General features: G+C 53.5%; 16 protein-coding genes and 1 tRNA gene. 11 read left to right on the forward strand and 6 right to left on the reverse strand.

All coding sequences use genetic code 11. The features are described 5' to 3' along the window. The first annotated feature begins 38 nt into the window (after positions 1 to 38). Entirely contained in the window at positions 39 to 680 is a 642-nt protein-coding gene (gene trmB / locus QYC28_RS03315; protein WP_302679837.1) for a tRNA (guanosine(46)-N7)-methyltransferase TrmB, read from the forward strand. Here the strand turns inward: trmB and QYC28_RS03320 are convergent. Together QYC28_RS03320 and QYC28_RS03325 are read right to left on the reverse strand one after the other, a co-directional pair. Next, positions 677 to 1,381, reverse strand: coding sequence for a triacylglycerol lipase (locus QYC28_RS03320; RefSeq protein WP_286626583.1), 705 nt, complete (start codon positions 1,379 to 1,381; stop codon positions 677 to 679). The genes trmB and QYC28_RS03320 overlap by 4 nt on opposite strands. Positions 1,382 to 1,385: 4 nt before the next feature. Continuing rightward, entirely contained in the window at positions 1,386 to 2,273 is an 888-nt protein-coding gene (locus QYC28_RS03325) for an MBL fold metallo-hydrolase (RefSeq protein WP_286626584.1), read from the reverse strand. Positions 2,274 to 2,562: 289 nt separating this feature from the next. On the opposite strand from QYC28_RS03325, the gene QYC28_RS03330 reads away from it, so the two are divergent. Genes QYC28_RS03330 through QYC28_RS03340 form a run of 3 tightly spaced genes read left to right on the forward strand, consistent with a single transcriptional unit; the run spans position 2,563 to position 7,608 of the window. Beyond that, a complete protein-coding gene (locus QYC28_RS03330) occupies positions 2,563 to 3,720 on the forward strand; it encodes a sigma-70 family RNA polymerase sigma factor (protein ID WP_149818160.1) in 1,158 nt (385 codons plus the stop codon). A 54-nt stretch (positions 3,721 to 3,774) separates the two neighbouring features. Continuing rightward, positions 3,775 to 5,157: a DUF1822 family protein gene (locus QYC28_RS03335; protein ID WP_302679838.1), complete on the forward strand. Its 1,383-nt coding sequence runs from the start codon at positions 3,775 to 3,777 to the stop codon at positions 5,155 to 5,157. 30 nt (positions 5,158 to 5,187) lie between these two features. Continuing rightward, the gene (locus QYC28_RS03340; protein WP_302679839.1) at positions 5,188 to 7,608 is read left to right on the forward strand and encodes a CHAT domain-containing protein; all 2,421 of its coding nucleotides are present in this window, start codon (positions 5,188 to 5,190) and stop codon (positions 7,606 to 7,608) included. A 488-nt stretch (positions 7,609 to 8,096) separates the two neighbouring features. Here QYC28_RS03340 and sbcD read toward each other — a convergent pair whose 3' ends face one another. Then, positions 8,097 to 9,410 (reverse strand): exonuclease subunit SbcD, encoded by a 1,314-nt coding sequence (gene sbcD / locus QYC28_RS03345; RefSeq protein ID WP_190278194.1) that lies wholly within the window; start codon positions 9,408 to 9,410, stop codon positions 8,097 to 8,099. 5 nt (positions 9,411 to 9,415) lie between these two features. Then, positions 9,416 to 11,050: an alpha-D-glucose phosphate-specific phosphoglucomutase gene (locus QYC28_RS03350; RefSeq protein WP_286649872.1), complete on the reverse strand. Its 1,635-nt coding sequence runs from the start codon at positions 11,048 to 11,050 to the stop codon at positions 9,416 to 9,418. A 169-nt stretch (positions 11,051 to 11,219) separates the two neighbouring features. On the opposite strand from QYC28_RS03350, the gene QYC28_RS03355 reads away from it, so the two are divergent. From QYC28_RS03355 to QYC28_RS03365, 3 genes are all read left to right on the forward strand, one after another. Beyond that, positions 11,220 to 11,292 (forward strand) — tRNA-Phe (locus tag QYC28_RS03355). Between the two features lie 11 nt (positions 11,293 to 11,303). Further along, the gene (locus QYC28_RS03360; protein WP_302679841.1) at positions 11,304 to 12,242 is read left to right on the forward strand and encodes a cobalamin-binding protein; all 939 of its coding nucleotides are present in this window, start codon (positions 11,304 to 11,306) and stop codon (positions 12,240 to 12,242) included. A 219-nt stretch (positions 12,243 to 12,461) separates the two neighbouring features. Beyond that, a complete protein-coding gene (locus QYC28_RS03365) occupies positions 12,462 to 14,051 on the forward strand; it encodes a glycoside hydrolase family 57 protein (RefSeq protein ID WP_149818172.1) in 1,590 nt (529 codons plus the stop codon). Positions 14,052 to 14,063: 12 nt separating this feature from the next. Here the strand turns inward: QYC28_RS03365 and ffh are convergent, their stop codons facing one another. Next, positions 14,064 to 15,473, reverse strand: a complete 1,410-nt coding sequence (ffh, locus tag QYC28_RS03370) for a signal recognition particle protein (protein ID WP_149818174.1) — start codon at positions 15,471 to 15,473, stop codon at positions 14,064 to 14,066. 511 nt (positions 15,474 to 15,984) lie between these two features. Between ffh and QYC28_RS03375 the strand changes: the two genes are divergently transcribed. The 4 genes from QYC28_RS03375 to QYC28_RS03390 all read left to right on the forward strand — a co-directional run bounded on the left by QYC28_RS03375 (position 15,985) and on the right by QYC28_RS03390 (position 19,498). Then, entirely contained in the window at positions 15,985 to 17,421 is a 1,437-nt protein-coding gene (locus tag QYC28_RS03375) for a circularly permuted type 2 ATP-grasp protein (protein WP_399374920.1), read from the forward strand. A gap of 129 nt (positions 17,422 to 17,550) precedes the next feature. Beyond that, positions 17,551 to 18,021 carry a CAAD domain-containing protein gene (locus tag QYC28_RS03380; protein WP_302679842.1) on the forward strand — a complete coding sequence of 157 codons (471 nt, stop codon included), beginning with the start codon at positions 17,551 to 17,553 and terminating at the stop codon, positions 18,019 to 18,021. Positions 18,022 to 18,029: 8 nt separating this feature from the next. Continuing rightward, a complete protein-coding gene (locus tag QYC28_RS03385) occupies positions 18,030 to 18,722 on the forward strand; it encodes a type 1 glutamine amidotransferase (RefSeq protein ID WP_286649874.1) in 693 nt (230 codons plus the stop codon). Continuing rightward, complete coding sequence (locus QYC28_RS03390; protein ID WP_190278304.1) at positions 18,722 to 19,498, forward strand: RNA methyltransferase; 777 nt, start codon at positions 18,722 to 18,724, stop codon at positions 19,496 to 19,498. The genes QYC28_RS03385 and QYC28_RS03390 overlap by 1 nt, the downstream gene beginning before the upstream one ends. Here QYC28_RS03390 and psbZ read toward each other — a convergent pair. Next, on the reverse strand, positions 19,495 to 19,683 hold the full coding sequence (psbZ, locus tag QYC28_RS03395; protein WP_149818185.1) for a photosystem II reaction center protein PsbZ: 189 nt from the start codon (positions 19,681 to 19,683) through the stop codon (positions 19,495 to 19,497). The genes QYC28_RS03390 and psbZ overlap by 4 nt on opposite strands. Positions 19,684 to 19,755 lie beyond the last annotated feature (72 nt).

Consider the following 19,755-nt stretch of genomic DNA (forward strand, 5'->3'; position numbering starts at 1 on the left):
ACGCTACGCTATAGCGGCAGTACATTAGGGAGTTTTGGATGAGCGATCGCGCCATGGCGGTACGGGTGCGACAACACGTTAACCCTCTCAGTCAAAAGTTCCAGCAGGACATTGCTGTTCCCGATTGGGCAACGATTTACGAGCAACCCTCGCAGCCTTTACATCTCGATATTGGCTGTGCCAAGGGGACGTTCTTGCTAGAAATGGCAGCACTGTATCCAGAGCAAAATTTTCTGGGTCTGGAAATTCGCTACCCGCTGGTGGTGACGGCCAATGAACGGCGCGATCGCCAGCAACTTCGGAACCTCCACTACCTTTGGGGCAATGCCAATGTCCACTTGGGCAAAATCCTCGGCGGACTCCCCCTGCACACCGTCACGATTCAGTTTCCAGATCCGTGGTTCAAGCGCCGTCACCATAAACGCCGCGTCGTCACCCCTGAACTGGTGGCCACCCTTGCCGAACTCCTGCCCGCTGGTGGGCGTGTTGTCCTTCAGTCAGATGTCTTTGAGGTGGCTGAATCAATGGTGCAACAGTTTCGTGCCCATGCCGCCTTTAGCTCAACCTGTACCGATTGGTTACCCCAGAGTCCTTGGCCCGTCGCGACAGAACGGGAAAAATGTGTCCTCAGTAAAGGATTACCCGTTTACCGCTGGCAATTTGAGCGGTGTGCCCTCTAACTGGCTTTCAAATACTGCTGCCAAGTAGCGACAATAGCTGGGGAACCGTACCAAGGGGCATCGGGGCGATCGCGCAAGCGGCTGCGAGGCGCATGGAGCACATCTTCATAGACCAGATTCTCTGCCCCCTCAAGGTGGGCTGCTGCCACCGGTGTCACCCCATCTCCCCAACAGGCACCCTCGCCACAGGTGAGTTTATAGCTTTGATACGTAAACCAATTGGCAAACGAACCGCGTGGTGTGCCATAGATGGCCTTGCCCGCTAGACACACATAGCGAACTTGCGGGTAATAGGCACCGGGGTACGTGGTGTTCACAAAGTCAAGATTGCGGCGCGTCCAACGCTCCTGACTCCGATGGGGAGTACCCAACGTGATTAGCGTGTGCACCCATTTGTGACCCGCCCAAACTTGGTCATCATAGGGTTGATCCCCTAGGTAAATGCGGCTAATCCAGCCCCCCGCTGAGTGGCCAATGAGATGCACGGCAGACGCCCCTGTTGTATTCAGAACATGCTGAATGGTGGTATCCAAGGCCTGTAAAATTGGCGCCACCGATCGCCCCCCCAACGTGGGAAACCACGAGCGTACCCTGAGGGGCACCACCTCCGCCACAAACCCCAATTGCCGCAGATAATCCCGCAGTGGGTAATAGTCAGGGGCAGCCGCTAAATATCCCGGTAAAAGAACGACAGGCAACACAGGACTAACTTGCTTGAGGCGTCGCCGGGAAGTGTATCACATTTGGATAGACGGAAATCATTAGCCCCTCGCGAGCCAGCAGCGTCTGCGGAAATCGTGCCCGTGCCAACTCACCAATGCGATCTAGACAGTCATCATCATGGCTAGGGTCATGGTGAAACAAAATCAGTTGCTTCACTTGGGCGGCTTGGGCAAGCTTAACCGCCTCCTGCCATGTGGAATGCCCCCACCCCACCTTGCTCTGCTGCGGGTGATAGTACTCTTCATCGGTATAGGTGGCATCGTAGATCATCACATCGGCGCGATCGGCCAAGGCAAACGCCCCCGGATGCAACTGATCGGGCAAATGCTCCGTGTCTGTGATATAGGCCACATGGATACCCTGCCAACTCACACGGTAGCCCACCCCCCCACCCGGATGATTCAGGGCTTCATTACTCACCACCACACCACCGCCTAGGTGTACCTGTTCGCCCGCCTCCAAGTCATAAAAACGCAAATCTCCCCCCATAATCTGCAACGGGACGGGAAAGTTGGGGTGCAGCATTTGATCATTCAGTCGTCGTTCAATGCCTTGGCCATTTTTCCCTGGCACGGCGTAGATATGGAACTGATTCCCCGGTACAAAGGCGGGCTGAAAGAAGGGAAAACCCTGAATATGATCCCAGTGGGTATGGGTAAAGAATAAATGTGCCGCCACCGGCTGTTGACTCATTAGGTGCTCCCCCAGAACCCGTAAACCCGTACCGCCGTCAAAAATGATGCGTTGACCATTAGCTTGAATTTCCACGCAGGGAGTGTTACCGCCATAGCGGACAGTGTGGGAACCGGGACAGGGAATACTGCCGCGCACGCCCCAAAACCGAATGGTGAGTGGGTTAAACATGGGCATATCGCAAATCTTGATCGTAGTGTGCCACAGAAAACACTCTTGACTTGTGATATGGATCATCTTCCCCCTGTGACGCTAGGAGTTGATAGAGTGGGGGCTAGCCGCCACGAAGGTTGGTAAAAAATTTTTTCTAAAATCTGCAAGGCGAGTGCATATTTGTAAAAACGCCATTGGATAAATGAATGGAGGGTTGTAACAGGAGGATGGATGAAAATGCCCAGTGAATAAAGCAGGCGGTCACGTTTCTCCGTACGGTTGTCCTTTGATTGATATCTAGTGAGAGCGATTGATGACACGCCAACCCTGCGATAAACTCATTGCTTTGCTCCGATTTGACGGTTCCGATCGCCCGCGCTGGTATTGCGATCGCCAACTACAGGCCTACTTCACAGCAGCGGGGTACAACCTCGAGGAGCCGGAGCCGACGGCTGTCTTCCTCCTCCAAAAATTACAGCGTCAGCCGAACCATGATGATGCCCAGTACTGGCGGCGGGGTCTATTTTGCTATCTCCAAGAAACTAGTTGGTCTGTAGCCATGACCCTGCGGGAGAAACTGGGCGGGATGCATCAGGTCAGTGACTGTTTTCAGCAGGCTTGCTGTCTCACTAATGATCCCCTCAAGTTATTGAGCAAATTTAAGCCCGAGCGGGGTACGCGGCTATCCACCTATGCCTATCGCCGTATCTATGACGGTGTGTATGCTGCGCTGGTGGGGGTTCGGAAATCAGATTGGGGCCTACTCAAACACAGTAGTTCCCGTTCTCTTGCCTCAGCTTTGAGGAACCAAGGATACAGCGAAGGTGACATCAACCGAATCGAAAAGGTTGTCCAGCTCTGGAAAGAGTTGGTGGATCAGCCCACTGCTACCGATCAGGCACTGCTGGCTGAGGTGGCTAAAACCTATCGTCAATGTTATTCTCATCTCCCTGCTGTGACTCCTAGCGAAGTTGAAACCCTGCTTGGTAAAGCGATCGCTGCCTTGCGAGCTTATCACCAACCACAGGTGGTGAATCCTGCTGAGCAAAGGTTTTGGGACACCCTAGAAGGAGGAAATACGCCTTGGGAAGCAACCCTGAAACAGGAAGAACAGGAAACCCTTAAACGGGTCTTTGAAATGATGAAAAATGCGATTGCAGCACTGGATGACACTAGTCGTCAGGTGTTTTGTCTGTACTATTGCGAGCAGGTCAGCCAACAAGCAATTGCCCAGCACTTAGGCTTTGCAAAACAATATCAAGTGTCTCGCGTCCTAGAGCGGATTCGTGGTCATTTGGCGAAAGTGCTACTCGCAGCCCTTAACCAACCCACGCATCCTCAACGCCTTAAGGAGGTAACAGTGGCTATCAATCTGTGGTTAAAGGGGGGCTATAAAGTGTTAAGAGCGTCTTGTCAACGGTGTGGTCGGGTGGGTATGGCAGAACACTGTCGTTATGAGGGTGCATCTTGACTGTTTTGTAAACGGTATGAACTTTTGGGAGTTGTTGTACTTAGGTAAGAAACCATGACATCGCTATCACTGTCGTTTCTCACTGCCATAGATGCGCCACCGATGGCGCACACAGAACACGTTCACATTGACTTAACAAATTGTGGCGATCGCCAGTGGATTGAGCAGATCACAGCGGCTGCCCGCGCTTACCGTCGTGGCAGTGTCCGAATAAATGCGATGGCCTATGTAGCTGTGCGTGACTGGTTCGCAGCAATGGGCATCAGTGCCGACCCCTTCCTCTCCACCGTCAAACTGCCCATCTTCTGGGAGTTTGTCAACGGCACCCTGCTGAAGACCGCCATTGGTCAAGTGTTGATTGTGCCTGATACTTCCATAGAGCTTGACGAGTGCCGCATTCCTCAGGAATGGTTGCACATTGCCGCTTGGAAACCCGATTACATCTTGGGTGTCCAAGTCTTTGCCGAAGAAGCGCAGGTCAGACTCTGGGGCTATGCACCGACTAGCAGTGTGAATCGTGCTGCTGTTGACGCCTTTAGTCGTACCTACAGCCTCGATCGCGAGGACATGATCGAAGATGTGCCCCTCCTCGCTGCCTTGCCGGCCTGCCATCACATCCCTGTTCCATCACCTGCCGCAACTGCGATTCCCACAGCCACGCTTCAGCAAATTGCCAGTGGTGAGATTCTCTTGCCCCGCTTGGTGTTACCCCTAGAGGAATGGCTGCACATCATTGGGCAACCTCGCCATCGCCTTGATCTCTTTTTGGCCTGTCATCCGCAGCGGCTGAGTCTATGGCTTTATGCCAAGACCAAGGGCGTGAGCAACCTGTTGGGTCAAGTGTGGCAAGACGTGCAGGAACTGCTTGAGGAGGGCGCTATGATCAATCCCTATCTCAGTTGGAAGCTGGGCTGGACATCGCCAGAGTGGGCATTGCGCTCCAATGACACCTTAGAAGCCATGCAAGCTCAAGCTCAATTACGCCAAGCCTTGGCAACGGAGGATTGTCGCCAAGCGGTTGCCCTCCTCAAAGACCTGATTGCCACCACTGCCGATGAAGGATTGCGCTGGCTGGCGGCAGAATATCTCCACGCTAAAGATGCCACTGCCCCAGAAGCAGGGGTGTGGAAAACTCGTACCGTGGACTTGGGTCTTGCCCTCGGCGGACAGTCCTTCGGCTTGGTCATGGCCGTACTGCCGCGAGATACGATGTCTGCCAATATTCTTGTGCGCGTCACTGCCCTCAAGGTAGGTGAAACGTTGCCCCCAGACTTGGTTTTGATGATTACTGAGGCCAATGGCAATACCTTTGCCCAAGTCACTAGTCGGCAGCAGGATCAAGCGGTGCAGTACAAGTTTTGGGGACAAATTGGCGAAACTTTTGGCATCACATTGGCCTATGGAGATGCTAAGATCACGGAAACTTTTGTTGTCTAGCTGCATTGGCTCTTTTTGATTGCCGCTGCGATGAAACACGTCTGTCTCGAAATCTACGGGGGTTGCCTTGAGCAGCATTCCCTCAAGGGTCGCCTATTACTGGGGACAGAAAGCCAAGTGGATGCCTATGGGGTGTATCCTGTAGAGTTTCCAGCAATGCCTCACCTTCCGCACCGCTATCGGCAGTGGCGTGACGCCTATCACGGCTATGCGAAGAATACTCGTCTGGGGGCTAGCGGTAACCAGATTACGAACATTGGTACTCAGCAACCCACCCTCCTTAAAGAGGTACGGCAAAACTACACTGACCTTGTGACCACCCTTGGCACGTGGTTGCACAATACGCGCATCTGTTATCTCTGCGAGGAACAGATCAATGAGCAAACTTCACTTTCTAAGGAGCAGACTTCATTTTTTGGCCTAGGCAACTTTATCTTGCCGCCGCCGATGAACGAGATTCACCGCATTTCTGTGCAGACAGATTTTGTTGAACTGTGGCGCTATCCATGGCACGACTGGACACCGATTCGCCAACACAGCAATCTGGATGTGGTGTTTTCACCAATGGTGTATCAGTCCCTGAAGTCTTCGACAGCGCACCATGAGGGAGTACGGATTCTGGCAATTTTTGGCGCGAGTGGCGACCTTGATCTCAAGGGGGATCTTGAGGCTCTCAGGGCGTTGCCCAATGTCGAACTCCACTGCCTGCGATCGCCCCAATTAAGTGAACTCTATTCCCTGTGGTGTCAGCCTTGGGACATTCTCTTTTTTGCTGGGCATAGTCAGGGTAATGGCATTATTATCAACAATGAAGAGGAACCATTAGAGATTCGCGAACTTTATCGCACGCTTGAACGTGCAGTGGCGCAGGGGCTAAAACTGGCAATCTTTAATTCCTGCAACAGTATTCCCCTAGGACAGTTTTTGATTCAATTGGGCTTGCCCCACGCGATCGTGATGCGCGAAGCGGTTCCGAATATTGCCGCTGAGTTGTTTTTGAAGTACTTTTTACAGAACTTTCACGGCGGTGCAGATCTCTATGCCGCTGTAGCTCAAGCGCGATCGCAATTACGCGAACTGAGTCGCTGCGATGATCATCTGCCGGGCACATCAGCGCTTCCCTTAATTTGCCGCCATCCCCAAGCGCGCTGCCTACACTGGCACCATTTACGCCGATCAGAAGCCCCTGCTGTTACAGTTGGTGTGTCTGGGGGCGATCGCTCCTCCCCAAGGGTTTCTAAATTTCCCGCATTCCTCTACTGGTGTCGCTGGCAACTGGAACTGGCGCAACTGCTGCCCCACGCCCAAGATCCTAGTCGCTGGGTGACAGCAATTCCTGGGGGTTGCAGTCCCCAAAGGCCACAGCAAAACTACCAAGAGGCCTTTGCGAATGTTGCCCACTGGGTCTGCGGCCTCGAGCGCACTATCGGTGGCTTTTCCCCTCAAGCGGAGTTGGCCTTTTTCTTTCCTGCCCTAGAGGCTGAGGCTCGGCAACTTCTAGCGCGGATCTCTAGCCAACAGCTGCTGCCTTACTTGGAATCCTTGGTGGTGGAGCAGCGGGGTCTCCCCCGTGTCCGTGCCGCTTTTTTAATTGCGCAGCAATATCCCAATGTCAGCCACCTCAGTACAGCGTTTCAAGTTTTAGAGGATACCTTACGCCAAGACACCAAGCCCCAAGTGCGCGAAGAACTATTAGCGGAGTGTCAGCAATTTCTCAAGGAGCTAGATGCCAAGCTTGTCAGGAGCGTTTGGGACAGCACCACGGGAGAGCGCCTACAGCAGTTTTTACAGCGGCTGCTCCATTATCCCCAACAGTCTAACCGCCTGAAACTGGCGATCGCCTCTGTTCTGATTACGGCAAAAGGCCGTTGGGCGGTTGAAGCTAGCAATGTTGCCCTAGAAATTTTTCGTAACTCCTCATACCTAGAGGATGTGATCCTTGCCAGTCGCTGTTTACACCAAGCGGGGGTGCAGCAGTGGGAGGTTGTTGGCCGACTAGAGCGCTATTTGGGCTTGGCCACGGTGCAGTCCCACCAGATTGCCCTTGCCGGCGCCCTTGGCCTTGTTAGTCCGAATCATCCCCAAGCCATTGACACCCTTGAGTTAATCATTGAGCAGCAGGCCTACGATCTGGAAACATTGATGGCGGCGGTGCGTGCCCTTCACCGCATTTCCCCTGAGCATCCCCTTGTGTTGGCGACCCTGCGATCGCTCTTGGTCAAGGCACAGGAAACCCAAGATATTCTCGGCTTTTACTATGGGCTAGCAGCTCTCGATGACTTGCAGCAGCCCCTAACCCCCTACATCTCAACTACAGTCATCCCATGGGTTTGCCAGAAAATTGCGGTTTTTAAGGCGCAAGAAGAACCTTACCTGATGGCTCCCTATACCGTGCTGTGGTACTGTAGCCGCCATATTCCCTACCAAGAATTTGCAAATTTTTGGCAATAGTTAACTTCCCCGCAGGGGCGTGAGATCGAGCGCTTTCTGGGGATCAACTGTAGGACTAAAGAAAAAATGGGGTCGTCGCAATGACTGACCCCGCCTGCCGATTCCTCAGAGAGGAGAACACTAAGACTTAGCCTAAGTCAGATGAGAAAAAATGTCAACAAGCTCGAAGAAAAAATTTGCCCAAGATGCCGCACACTCCCTTTCCCCCTCTCCCTCAGATTCCAAGCCATGGGCTTTCGCCCTAACCTCTGAGAAAAGTTACCACTGCTTAGGGGGGTGCTCAAGGTTGAAGAGTTGCTCAGCCCTCAACACCAATTGCGGGAGTAGCGTTGATCGAATTAGGGATTGTCCTGATGCATCAGTCTGGTTCCCGTGATGTTCGCAGGCCAGTGCGCACGCCAATGCCACCGGGGAAAATTTCGAAGGGTAAATGATTCGCCTTAATTTCGTTTTCAAGTGTGGTGAATAAAAATCAAATAATTGCGATATTAGGAGAGCAATTTCAGTTGCTGAATCACAGGTTCGGGCGATCGCGCAGCGCGCCCTTCAGGCGATCGCGGCATCTCTGGAGTGTCTTGACCCTCTTCTTCAGAGTGGTCATCAAGGGTTTGGAGTGCCGCTAGCAGATCTTGGTGCAGCGGTTCAAGGTCAGGGTGATGATCCAGATAGAGTTGCAGAGCATGGCTGGGGTCAAGGCACTGTTCGAGGGCAACTTCTGGCAGGCGGGCAATGGGCTGGCTATTCACCAGTTGAGGCAGAAGGCTGACGCTGTGGGCACTTTCAAGCGCTTTTTGCAGTTCATGGAGGTTGATCAGGGGAATTTGATCGGGGCGCAGTTGATACATGACCCGCACCACAGCCCCGCTGATCTCCCCGCGGGCGATTGCTCCCAAGAGGGCGGCTTGGGGATCCAGTTCCACCTCGGTTAAGTCCACACGAATGGTGCGGAAGGGGCGGGTGGGTAGGGGACAAAACTGAAATTCTGTTTTGCCCTTAGCAAGGTTCACTAAGACATAGCCCTTTTCTTCCCCCTCTTCACCAAAATCCACCCGCTCAATGCTGCCGGGATAGACCACGGGTGGATCGTGACACAGGACTTGATGGCGATGCACATGGCCAAGGGCAACGTAGTCAAAACAGGGGCGCGCCAAAAAACTCAGGGGAATCGTAAAACCTTTGCCGGCACTCAAATAGCGTTCAGAGCCGTACTGGGCGGTGTCCACCATGGCATGGGCAAGTAAGACAGTGGGCAAGGCCGGATCAAGTTGGCGAATTTCCCCCTCAAGGGCAAGGCGCAGCCGCTCTAGGAGCAGTTGATGCACATCCGCAAGGGAAAGGCCACTGGTTTCTGGCCGAGTGAGGAGCGTAGATCGCGTTAACCAAGGGAGGGTAATGACTTGAACACTGCCGCGGCGAGTCTCAATGCGATGGGTAGCCAAGCGATCGCCCACGATAAAACCGGGCACCCCAAGGGTGCGATAAAGACTGAGGCTCGCGCCCCCCTGTCCTTGGGCGTGCTGATCGTGGTTGCCCACCAGCAAAACCGTAGGAATGCGGGCATCGGCCAAGCGGCGAAATTGGCTGGCAAAGGCTTCATGGACGAGAGGGGGTGGCGTGGCATCGGGAAAGGCATCACCGCCAAAGAGCACCAGATCAACGGGTTCACTGAGGGCACGGTCAATACAGGTGGCCAGAGCAGCAATAAAATCCTCAAGGCGCGTATTCAAGCCGGTGGCCGGGTTAATGTGGCCATGACTGAGGCCACTGCCTAGGTGAATATCGGACACATGGAGAATTTTCATAGCGATCAGGTGATGACCGTGGGGCGATCGCGCCCCGTTAAGCCTTTGATATTCGCCACTTCATTGGCCAGTTGAATTAAATCGGCGAGTGCCACTTGGGCATCGAGGTGCTGCTGGGCAGGATTGGGTTCAAAGCGCTCCAAATAGACCCGTAGTGTTGCCCCTTGGGTTCCCGTTCCCGATAGGCGATAGACAATGCGACTGCCATCCTCAAAAATCAGCCGCATCCCTTGATTTTGGCTGACGCTGTGATCCACTGGATCGGTGTAGCTAAAGTTATCGGCAGTGGCCACGGTGTAGGCACCCAAGGTCTGACCCACGAAGCTGGGCAGTTTTTGCTCCAGTTGGCTCATCAGGGTGTGGGCGCGATCGCTCTCAATGCCTTCGTAGTCATGGCGGGAGTAGTAGTTGCGGCCATAGGTCTGCCAGTGGGCTTTGACAATCTCGGCCACGGAGGTTTGGCGGACGGCCAAGATATTCAACCAAAAAAGCACAGCCCAGAGGCCATCTTTCTCGCGCACGTGGTTGGAGCCAGTACCAAAACTTTCCTCACCGCAGAGAGTGGCTTTACCGGCATCGAGGAGGTTGCCAAAGAACTTCCAGCCCGTGGGGGTTTCATAACAGTCAATCCCCAGCTTGGCCGCAACGCGATCGGCCGCTTGACTCGTGGGCATGGAACGGGCAATCCCCGCTAATCCGTCTTTGTAGCCGGGCACCAGTTGGGCATTGGCGGCCAGAATGGCTAGGCTATCACTGGGGGTAACAAAACAGTGTGCCCCCAAAATCATGTTGCGATCGCCATCGCCATCGGAGGCCGCACCAAAATCAGGAGCCTGCTCGCCAAAGAGTTGCTGCACCAAGTCATGGGCATAGACCAAATTGGGGTCGGGATGACCACCACCAAAGTCCGGTAGCGGCACACCATTTTGCACCGTGCCTTGGGGTGCCCCTAGGCGTTTTTCAATGATCCGATGGGCATAAGGTCCCGTAACCGCGTGCATGGCATCAAAGACAAGGCGCAGCTTCCCATTGCGAATGACCTCAGCAATACGATCAAAGTCAAAAAGAGTCTCCAGCAATGTTTGATAATCGGCGACGGAGTCAATGACTTCAACAATCATTTCACCCAAGGGAAACTCCCCAAGGGTGTGCAGATTCACATCGGGGGCTGTGTAGATTTTGTAGCTGGTGAGGGCAAGGCTCCGCTCATAGATCGCGTTGGTAACTTTCTCTGGCGCAGGCCCGCCATTGGCAATATTGAACTTAACGCCAAAATCTCCCTGTGGCCCTGCGGGGTTGTGACTGGCTGAGAGAATAATGCCACCGATCGCCCCATACTTGCGGATCACACAGGAGGCTGCCGGCGTTGAGAGAATGCCATTTTGCCCCACCTTGACCCGTGCAAAGCCATTGGCTGCGGCCATCTTGAGGATGACTTGGATCGCCTCAGCATTGAAGTAACGGCCATCACCCCCTAGGACAAGGGTTTGCCCCTGCGGTGCCTCAATGGTGTCAAAAATCGCTTGAATAAAGTTTTCTAGATAGTGGGGCTGCTGGAAAACAGGTACCGCCTTACGCAACCCAGAGGTGCCGGGTTTTTGATCCTTGAAGGGAGTGGTGGCAACAACTTGAATACCCATTAGGAGGCTCCACAAGGGGACTGTCACTATAAGGGCAGCTTAGTCGGCTCCAGAATCGTGGTCAAGACCTTTCCATATAGTATGCGATAGTATGCCTTTGCCCTAATTGATTTTCTGAGAGACTTGTCATCGCACCTAGACGCTTGCTAAAATCATAAAGCACTTTCAAGCCGGGATAGCTCAGTTGGTAGAGCAGAGGACTGAAAATCCTCGTGTCGCCAGTTCAATTCTGGCTCCTGGCATCGCCGACAAGATGCGCCTCGTTTCGCTCCTACCGAGTGCCACAGAAATTGTTGCTGCCCTAGAATTGACACCGTTTCTTGTGGGGCGTAGCCATGAATGTGACTATCCGCCAGAGGTGAAGACATTGCCTGTTTGTACACGGGCAAGGTTAGATACACAGCAGTCAAGTTTAGCAATTGATCGGGCGGTTCAAGACCTCCTGCGATCGGCTCTGGGCATTTATGACTTGGAACTGGCGACCCTGCAAGCGCTAAAACCGACCCACATCATTACCCAAGATCAATGCGATGTTTGTGCTGTAACCTTTGCAGAGGTGCAGGGGGCAATCGCCAGACTCTTTGAGCCACCACCGCAGTTAATTTCCCTCCAACCCCATTGCCTTGAGGATGTCTGGCAGGATATTCGGCGGGTGGGTCTTGCCCTCGGTGTCTCTCCCGACCCCCTACTGAATTCGCTACACACCAGAATTCATGCCTGTCAAGCATGGGTGAGCGATCGCCCGCGGCGGCAAGTCGCGACCATTGAATGGATTGACCCCCTCATGGCCAGTGGCAATTGGGTACCGGAATTGATTGCCCTCGCGGGGGGTGAAAATGTCCTCGGTACAGCAGGAAAACATTCCCCCTACATTGAGTGGTCAACACTTCTGGCGATCGACCCGGAGGTGATCATTGTCATGCCCTGTGGCTTTGACCTCGAACGCAGCCGTCAAGAACTTGACCAAGCCTTGCACACTTATCCCCAGTGGCAGCAATTGCGTGCCCTGCAAACAGGTCAACTGTACATTGTTGATGGCAACGCCTATTTCAACCGCCCCGGCCCCCGCTTAGTGGATTCCCTTGAAATTCTTGTCGAGATTCTCCACCCACCCCAAGAACCAAAATTTCAAGGCATGGGTTGGCAACCCTACAGCCCTTTTCCCAAGGATGGCACACGCTCACAGCTGTGAAAGCCAGTGCCGGCAAGGATTTGATTTCCTATCCCCTATTTCAGCAAAGGGCAGCTGTACGCGCCATCAATCGCAGGAGGATGGCACCAACGATAAATCTGAAGAAAAGATAAAAATTACCCGTTGCAGATTTGGCTATTTCGCCTAAGATGAGGGAAACTCAACTGATCTCATTGATCCCCTGCCGTTGTCCCAAATACATAAATAGGCAAGCTTCCTATGGCAATTGGTTATTTAGCGCTGGTTTTGCATGCTCACCTCCCCTTTGTCCGCCACCCCGAGAGTGACTACGTTTTAGAAGAAGAGTGGCTCTTTGAGGCAATTACCGAAACCTATGTGCCCCTGATCTGGATGTTTGAGGGGCTAAAGCGTGACGGCGTGGACTTCAAAATCACCATGAGTATGACGCCGCCATTAATTTCAATGCTGCGGGATCCGCTACTTCAGGAACGCTACGATCAGCACTTGGCAAAACTAGAGGAACTGGCAGAACTAGAGGTAGAGCGCAATACCTACAATGGCCACATCCGCTACCTTGCCGAGCACTATGCCCAAGAATTCAACCGCGTACGGCAGACATGGGAAAACTACGATCGCGACCTCGTCAAGGCCTTTAAGCAGTTTCAAGACACCAATAACCTTGAAATCATTACCTGTGGTGCCACCCACGGCTACCTGCCCCTCATGAAAATGTATCCCCAAGCGGTGTGGGCACAACTGCAAGTGGCCTGTGAGCACTATGAACAAACCTTTGGCCGCCCGCCCAAGGGCATTTGGCTGCCAGAATGCGCCTATTACGAAGGCCTAGAGCGAATGCTGGCCGATGCGGGTTTGCGCTATTTCATTACTGATGGCCATGGTATTCTCTATGCCCGTCCGCGGCCTCGCTTTGGCACCTATGCGCCTATTTTCACCGAAACTGGGGTGGCTGCCTTTGGCCGTGATCATGAATCCTCCCAGCAGGTGTGGTCGTCAGAGGTGGGCTATCCGGGGGCGCCTGAATACCGTGAGTTCTACAAGGACTTGGGGTGGGAAGCGGAGTACGAATACATCAAGCCCTACATCATGCCCAATGGCCAACGCAAAAATACGGGGATTAAGTACCACAAAATTACCGGGCGCGGTCTTGGTTTAGGGGACAAGCAACTCTACGACCCCTATTGGGCACGGGAAAAGGCGGCTGAGCACGCTGCCAATTTCATGTTTAACCGCGAAAATCAAATTCGCTACTTGCACCACCTAATGCAGCGTCCGCCAATTGTGGTCTCTCCCTACGATGCTGAACTCTATGGCCACTGGTGGTATGAAGGGCCTTGGTTCCTTGACTTTCTCTTCCGCAAGGTCTGGTTTGACCAAGACACCTTTGCCATGACCCACTTGGCAGACTATCTGCGCGCCCATCCCACCCAGCAGGTGTGCCGTCCGTCCCAGTCCAGTTGGGGCTACAAGGGCTTCCATGAATACTGGCTGAATGACACCAATGCTTGGATTTACCCCCACCTCCATAAGGCTGCTGAACGGATGATTGAACTGGCCAAGGGGGAGCCGTGGGATGAATTGAGTTGGCGTGCCCTCAACCAAGCGGCACGGGAATTACTCCTTGCCCAATCCTCAGACTGGGCTTTTATTATGCGGACGGGAACGATGGTACCCTATGCGGTTCGCCGCACCCGTAGCCACTTGATGCGCTTCCACAAGCTCTATGATGACATCAAGGCACAAAAAATTGATGCGGGTTGGCTGGAAAAAGTGGAAGCTATTGACAATATCTTTCCCCACATTAACTATCGGGTCTATCGCCCCTTGTAATTGGGGCAGTGGTTAAAGAACGCCAAAGCCTTTGCGTTTCTTTTGCTTCTTGGGCTTTTTGGGAGCCTGAGCACGACCCCCTCGACCCATTGGGTTCATACCCGGCATCCCCATTCCCGGAAAGCCCCCTTGACCCATCTGCTGCATCAGCGATCGCATCCGCTGGAAATCGCTGACCAACTTTGTCACATCGGCCACTTGATAACCAGAACCTTTGGCAACCCGTTCACGGCGACTGGGGGAGCTAGCGAGAAGTTCAGGATTGCGGCGCTCTTCGCGGGTCATGGAGTTAATCATTGCTTCCGCCCGTTTGAGTTGTACTTCGCCCTGCTGGAGTTGCTCCGTTGAAATTTTATTCATGCCGGGGATGAGCTTCATAATTCCCGCAAGGGAACCCATATTTTTTAGGAGGCGCAGTTGCTTGAGGAAGTCATCAAAGTCAAACTGGGCTTCGAGGATTTTGCGGGACATTTTTTCGGCATCGGCCAAGTCCACTTCCTCTTGGGCTTTTTCGACAAGGGTGAGGACATCCCCCATCCCCAAGATGCGAGAGGCCAAGCGATCGGGATAGAAAGGTTGGAGAGCCTCGACTTTTTCACCAACACCAATAAACTTAATTGGCTGTCCTGACACCTGTCGCACTGAAAGAGCTGCACCGCCGCGTGTATCCCCATCCAGTTTGGTGAGAATGGCACCCGTAATCCCCACCTGCTCATGGAAGGCACGGGTGAGGTTGGCTGCCTCTTGTCCCGTCATTGCATCCACCACGAGGAGAGTTTCGTGGGGTTGGACCGCTTCCTTGATGGCCGCTAGTTCTGCCATCATCTCGGCATCAATTTGTAAGCGCCCGGCTGTGTCAATAATCACGGTATCTACACCGAGTTCCTTGGCTTTGGCCACCCCTTGGCGAGCAATTTCCACGGGGCTAACTTCTGTACCCATCTCAAACACGGGCACGTCAATTTGTTTGCCAAGAGTAATCAACTGATCAATCGCAGCGGGACGATAGACATCAGTGGCCACCAAGAGGGTGCTGCGGCGTTCTTTGCGCAGGTGCAGGGCGAGCTTTGCTGTGGCGGTGGTTTTCCCCGTTCCTTGTAAACCGGCCATGAGAATAATCGTGGGGGGTGGCTCCACGTGAGCAAGGGGACTGTGGGATTCCCCCATGACCTCAACAAGGGCATCGTAAACAATTTTGATAAATTGCTGATCGGGACGAACCCCGGCAATGACCTCAGCACCGATCGCCCGCTGACGCACATTTTCAATAAAGTCTTTAGCGACCTGGAGGTTGACATCGGCCTCTAACAGGGCACGGCGCACTTCCCTAAGAGCTTCTTGGATGTTGTTTTCGGTAATTTTGTCTTGACCCCGTAGGGTTTTCCAAGCAGATTCAAGGCGTTCGGCAAGGGCGTCAAACATGGATTACAGCTCAAGGGGCAACAAGAATTTCATTGATCTTAGAGTATCTATCGTAGCAAACCGTCTTCCCCATACCGTCTTGGCTGCCGATTTAAGCAAGGGGCTGCGAGTTGCAATTTGTAGCAAAGTTAGCAGTGGTCGTCAACCGTATCCCCTAGGCTTTCACGGTAAGATAAAAACATTAGGGTTAGAGTCTTTATTTTTATCAGGTTCTATAAAGACGGCCCATTAAAGGCTCTGATCGGCGGGAGGTGTCCAATGCTTGTGATCCTCACCCAAAATCAGATTTTACCATCACAGTCTGTGTGTCAATCCTGCTTGTTTGCTGATCGCCAAGGCCAACCCCGCTGGCAGGAGGGTCAGCTCCGTTGTGGGGCGCCTCTAGGGAGTACTGCCGAAGCGGGATGTCAACACTTTCGCTGTCAAATGGGGTTTCATTTAGTGGCGGTGTCAGATTTGCCGACTCCTCTCGAGCAAGACCATTGAGGGAAATCGCCACCAAGGAATATCAATGCTGGAATTTGAGAACTACGATCCGGAAGACTTTTACGACGAGTGGTTTCTAGCCAAAGGCCAACCACGACCTTTTATTGAACCGCTGTTACAAGGGGTGCGATCGCTGCCAGCGGGAGAACTGCAACAGCGCCAAAAAACCGCACAACAGGTGATGTTTAACATTGGCGCCACATTCACGGTCTATGGTGCTGCCGAGGGCACCGAGCGGATCATGCCCTTTGATATTCTGCCGCGGGTCATTCCCGCCCAAGAGTGGCAAGCCCTTGAACGGGGTCTCAAGCAACGGATTGCGGCGCTCAATACATTTATTGCGGATGTCTATGGTGAGCAAAAAATTATTAAGGATGGTGTCATCCCACGGCAACTCATTGAGTCGGCCAAGGGCTATCTGCGTCCCTGCCATGACCTGAAGCCGCCGGGGGGCATTTGGTGCCATATTACGGGTACCGACTTAGTGCGCGATCGCGATGGCACCTTCTATGTCCTAGAAGATAACCTGCGCTGCCCTTCGGGGGTCTCCTATGTGCTGGAAAACCGCCGCGTGATGAAAAGCACGTTTCCCCTTGTCTTCAAAGAACTGCACATTCAACCTGTGGACGAGTACCCCAGCCATCTCCTAGAAACGCTGCTGAACCTTGCGCCCCCCGGCCTACCGGATGCGACCGTGGTGGTACTGACGCCGGGGATGTACAATTCCGCCTATTTTGAGCATTCCTTCCTTGCTCAGCAAATGGGGGTAACGCTTGTGGAAGGGCGGGATCTGGTGGTGGCCGATGGTTACCTACAAATGCGCACAACCAAGGGTCTGAAGCGCGTGGATGTGGTCTATCGCCGCATTGATGATGACTTCATTGATCCAGCGGTATTTCGTCCTGATTCGATGCTGGGGGTCAGGGGTCTGATGGAGGTTTATCGCCAAGGGCGGGTGGCGATCGCCAATGCCCTCGGAACTGGCGTGGCCGATGACAAGGTAATTTATGCCTATGTGCCGCAAATGATTCGCTATTATCTCGGTGAGGAACCCCTACTGCCCAATGTGCCCACCTACCTGTGTTGGGAGCCAGAACAGTTAGATCATGTGCTCAAGAACCTCGATTCCCTCGTGGTGAAATCTGCCAACGAGTCCGGCGGCTATGGCATGCTCATTGGTTGTCAAGCCACGGCTGAGCAGCGGGCAGAATTTGCAGAGCGCATCAAAGCCAATCCCCGCAACTACATTGCCCAGCCCACCCTTTCGCTGTCGCGCGTGCCCACCCTGCTGGGGGATGAAATTGTCGGCTGCCATGTGGACTTACGCCCCTATATCCTGTACGGTAAGGAAATTTATGTCCATCCCGGTGGTCTGACGCGGGTGGCGATGAAGCGTGGCTCATTGGTGGTGAATTCTTCCCAAGGGGGCGGGAGCAAGGATACGTGGGTGCTTAATGATTAGAGCCGTCTTTTGGGGACAGGGGATGCTAGCGGTAAGGCACCACCTATGTTAAACAATTATTAGCTATTAGCCAACGCTGATCGGTGAACTTAGCCTAAACTTGCTGAGGTACTGAAGGAACTTAAGCGCATGAATGAATTTGAGACATCCCCAACCACAGAAACCGCCCATACGGAAAAGCCTATTTTTGAACCAACGCCGGCACCAGCACCCTTAGCGGAAGTAGAGTCTCAGCCAGCACCGCCGAAGGTGGGCGGTCTCACGGATGAACAGTGGCAACAGGCTCGTGAAAAACTCTATTGGCTCCTCACGGTCTTCCCCGATCAGGTTAGTGCATTTCTGGGCGAATACAAGCAGCCCCTGCGCACCCTCCTCATCATTCTCGCCACTGTTCCCTTTGTGGCACTCGCGGTTGCCATTTTGGAAGTAGTGAATGCCATTCCCCTCCTAGGCCCGACCTGTGAACTCGTAGGCTTTGGCTACACTTGTTGGTTTCTCTATCGCTATGTCCTCTTTGAGTCCGGTCGCCGTGAACTTGGCCAAAAGGTGAATGAGTATAAATCCCGTATCCTTGGGAATGAAGGCGGCAGTTCTTCCTAAGGGGATTCATGCGGCTGCACTACCTCCAGCACGTGCCCTTTGAGACCCCTGCCTACATTGCGCAGTGGGCGATCGCCCGTGGTTTTGATTGGCAAGGCAGTCATCTCTATGCGGGCGAGCCGCTACCCGCATTGACGGAGGTGGATGCGCTGATTGTGATGGGCGGCCCTATGGGGGTACACGATGAGGCTGTTTATCCGTGGTTAGGGGCTGAAAAGGCCTTTTTGCGCCAAGCGATCGCCAACGGGTTACCCATTTTCGGGATTTGTCTTGGTGCTCAGCTCTTGGCACAAGTCCTAGGGGCAGAGGTCACCCCAGCACCCACGAAGGAAATCGGCTGGTTTCCCATTGAACTGACAGCAGCCGCCCAAGCGCATCCTTGGTTTCAGGATTGGCCACCCCAACTGACGGTGCTGCATTGGCATGGGGAGATGTTTAGCCTCCCTCCGGATGCGATGCCCCTCGCCAAAAGTGCCGCCTGTCCGCAGCAAGGATTCTTGTGGGGCGATCGCATTGTTGGTCTTCAGTTTCACTTAGAAGTGACCCCCGCTAGCCTTGGGGAGTTGATTCAGCACTGTCAGCACGAGCTAGTCCCCGGCCCTTACATTCAATCCGCCACAGAGATTCAAGCTCAAGCCGCGCAAACCGCACTCTTGACTCCCTATCTGGAACGTTTACTTGAGCGCTGGATTCAGTTGTGATCATTACCAGTCGGCAGAATCCCTTGGTGCGCTCGATCCGTAGGCTGCACCACCGTAAATATCGCCAAGGGCACTTGCTTTTAGAGGGGACTCATTTGCTCCAAGAGGCACTGGCAGCCGGCTATCGCTTATCGGTGGTTTGCTATACCAGCGCTTGGCAAGCAAAGCAATCGCCAACATTTTGGCAGCAGGTTGTCCATAGGAGCGATCGCGCCGTTGAAGTCAGTGAAGAGGTACTGACTGCCCTCTGTACGACAACCACTCCCGATGGCGTCGTTGCTGTTGCCGACTATACACCCCTTCCTACCTTGCCACTCCAGCGTTTAGGTCTGTGCTTAGTCACGCTTCAGGATCCGGGCAACTTGGGAACGATTATTCGTACCGCTGCCGCCGTAGGTGTTGAGGGGCTATTGTTGACCCCCGATTGTGTGGACATGACCCATCCAAAAGTGTTGCGTGCCAGTGCCGGCCAGTGGTTTCGCCTACCGATGCAAACTGTTAGCGATGGTTTGGCAACTCTCAAAGCCTACCAAGCCCAAGGATGGCAAATAGTCGTCACATTACCAACCGCGCCACTGATCTATTGGCAAGCGGATTTTCGTCAACCGACCTTACTGGTCATGGGAAATGAAGGCCAAGGGTTACCCCCGGCCTACCAAGATCTCACGTTTACGGCACTGCGGATTCCTCAGGAGCCAAATGTTGAATCCCTCAATGTGGCGATCGCCACAGCAGTGCTCTTGTACGAAGTCTATCGCCAACGCTGGCTGAACTAAACCACAAAAAAGTTGAGAACGCCTACCACCAGCACTAGGGCAATCCATAGCCCAGAGCCAAGGAAAATTAACTGCTTTGAGCGATCCCAGTCTTGGGGCGAGGCGTAGGCCACTGGCACAGCCACCACCATCACAAAGGAGAGGACGACAAGGGCAGCAAGAGCCAGTTGAAAGAGAATCGTCATTGTTGCTAACTCCCAAATCTTATCAGCGGCAATGGTAGCGAAGCGGCTACCTCTGAACTAGCATTATCCCCC

Source organism: Thermosynechococcus sp. HY596 (assembly GCF_030518715.1).
Taxonomy (GTDB): domain Bacteria; phylum Cyanobacteriota; class Cyanobacteriia; order Thermosynechococcales; family Thermosynechococcaceae; genus Thermosynechococcus.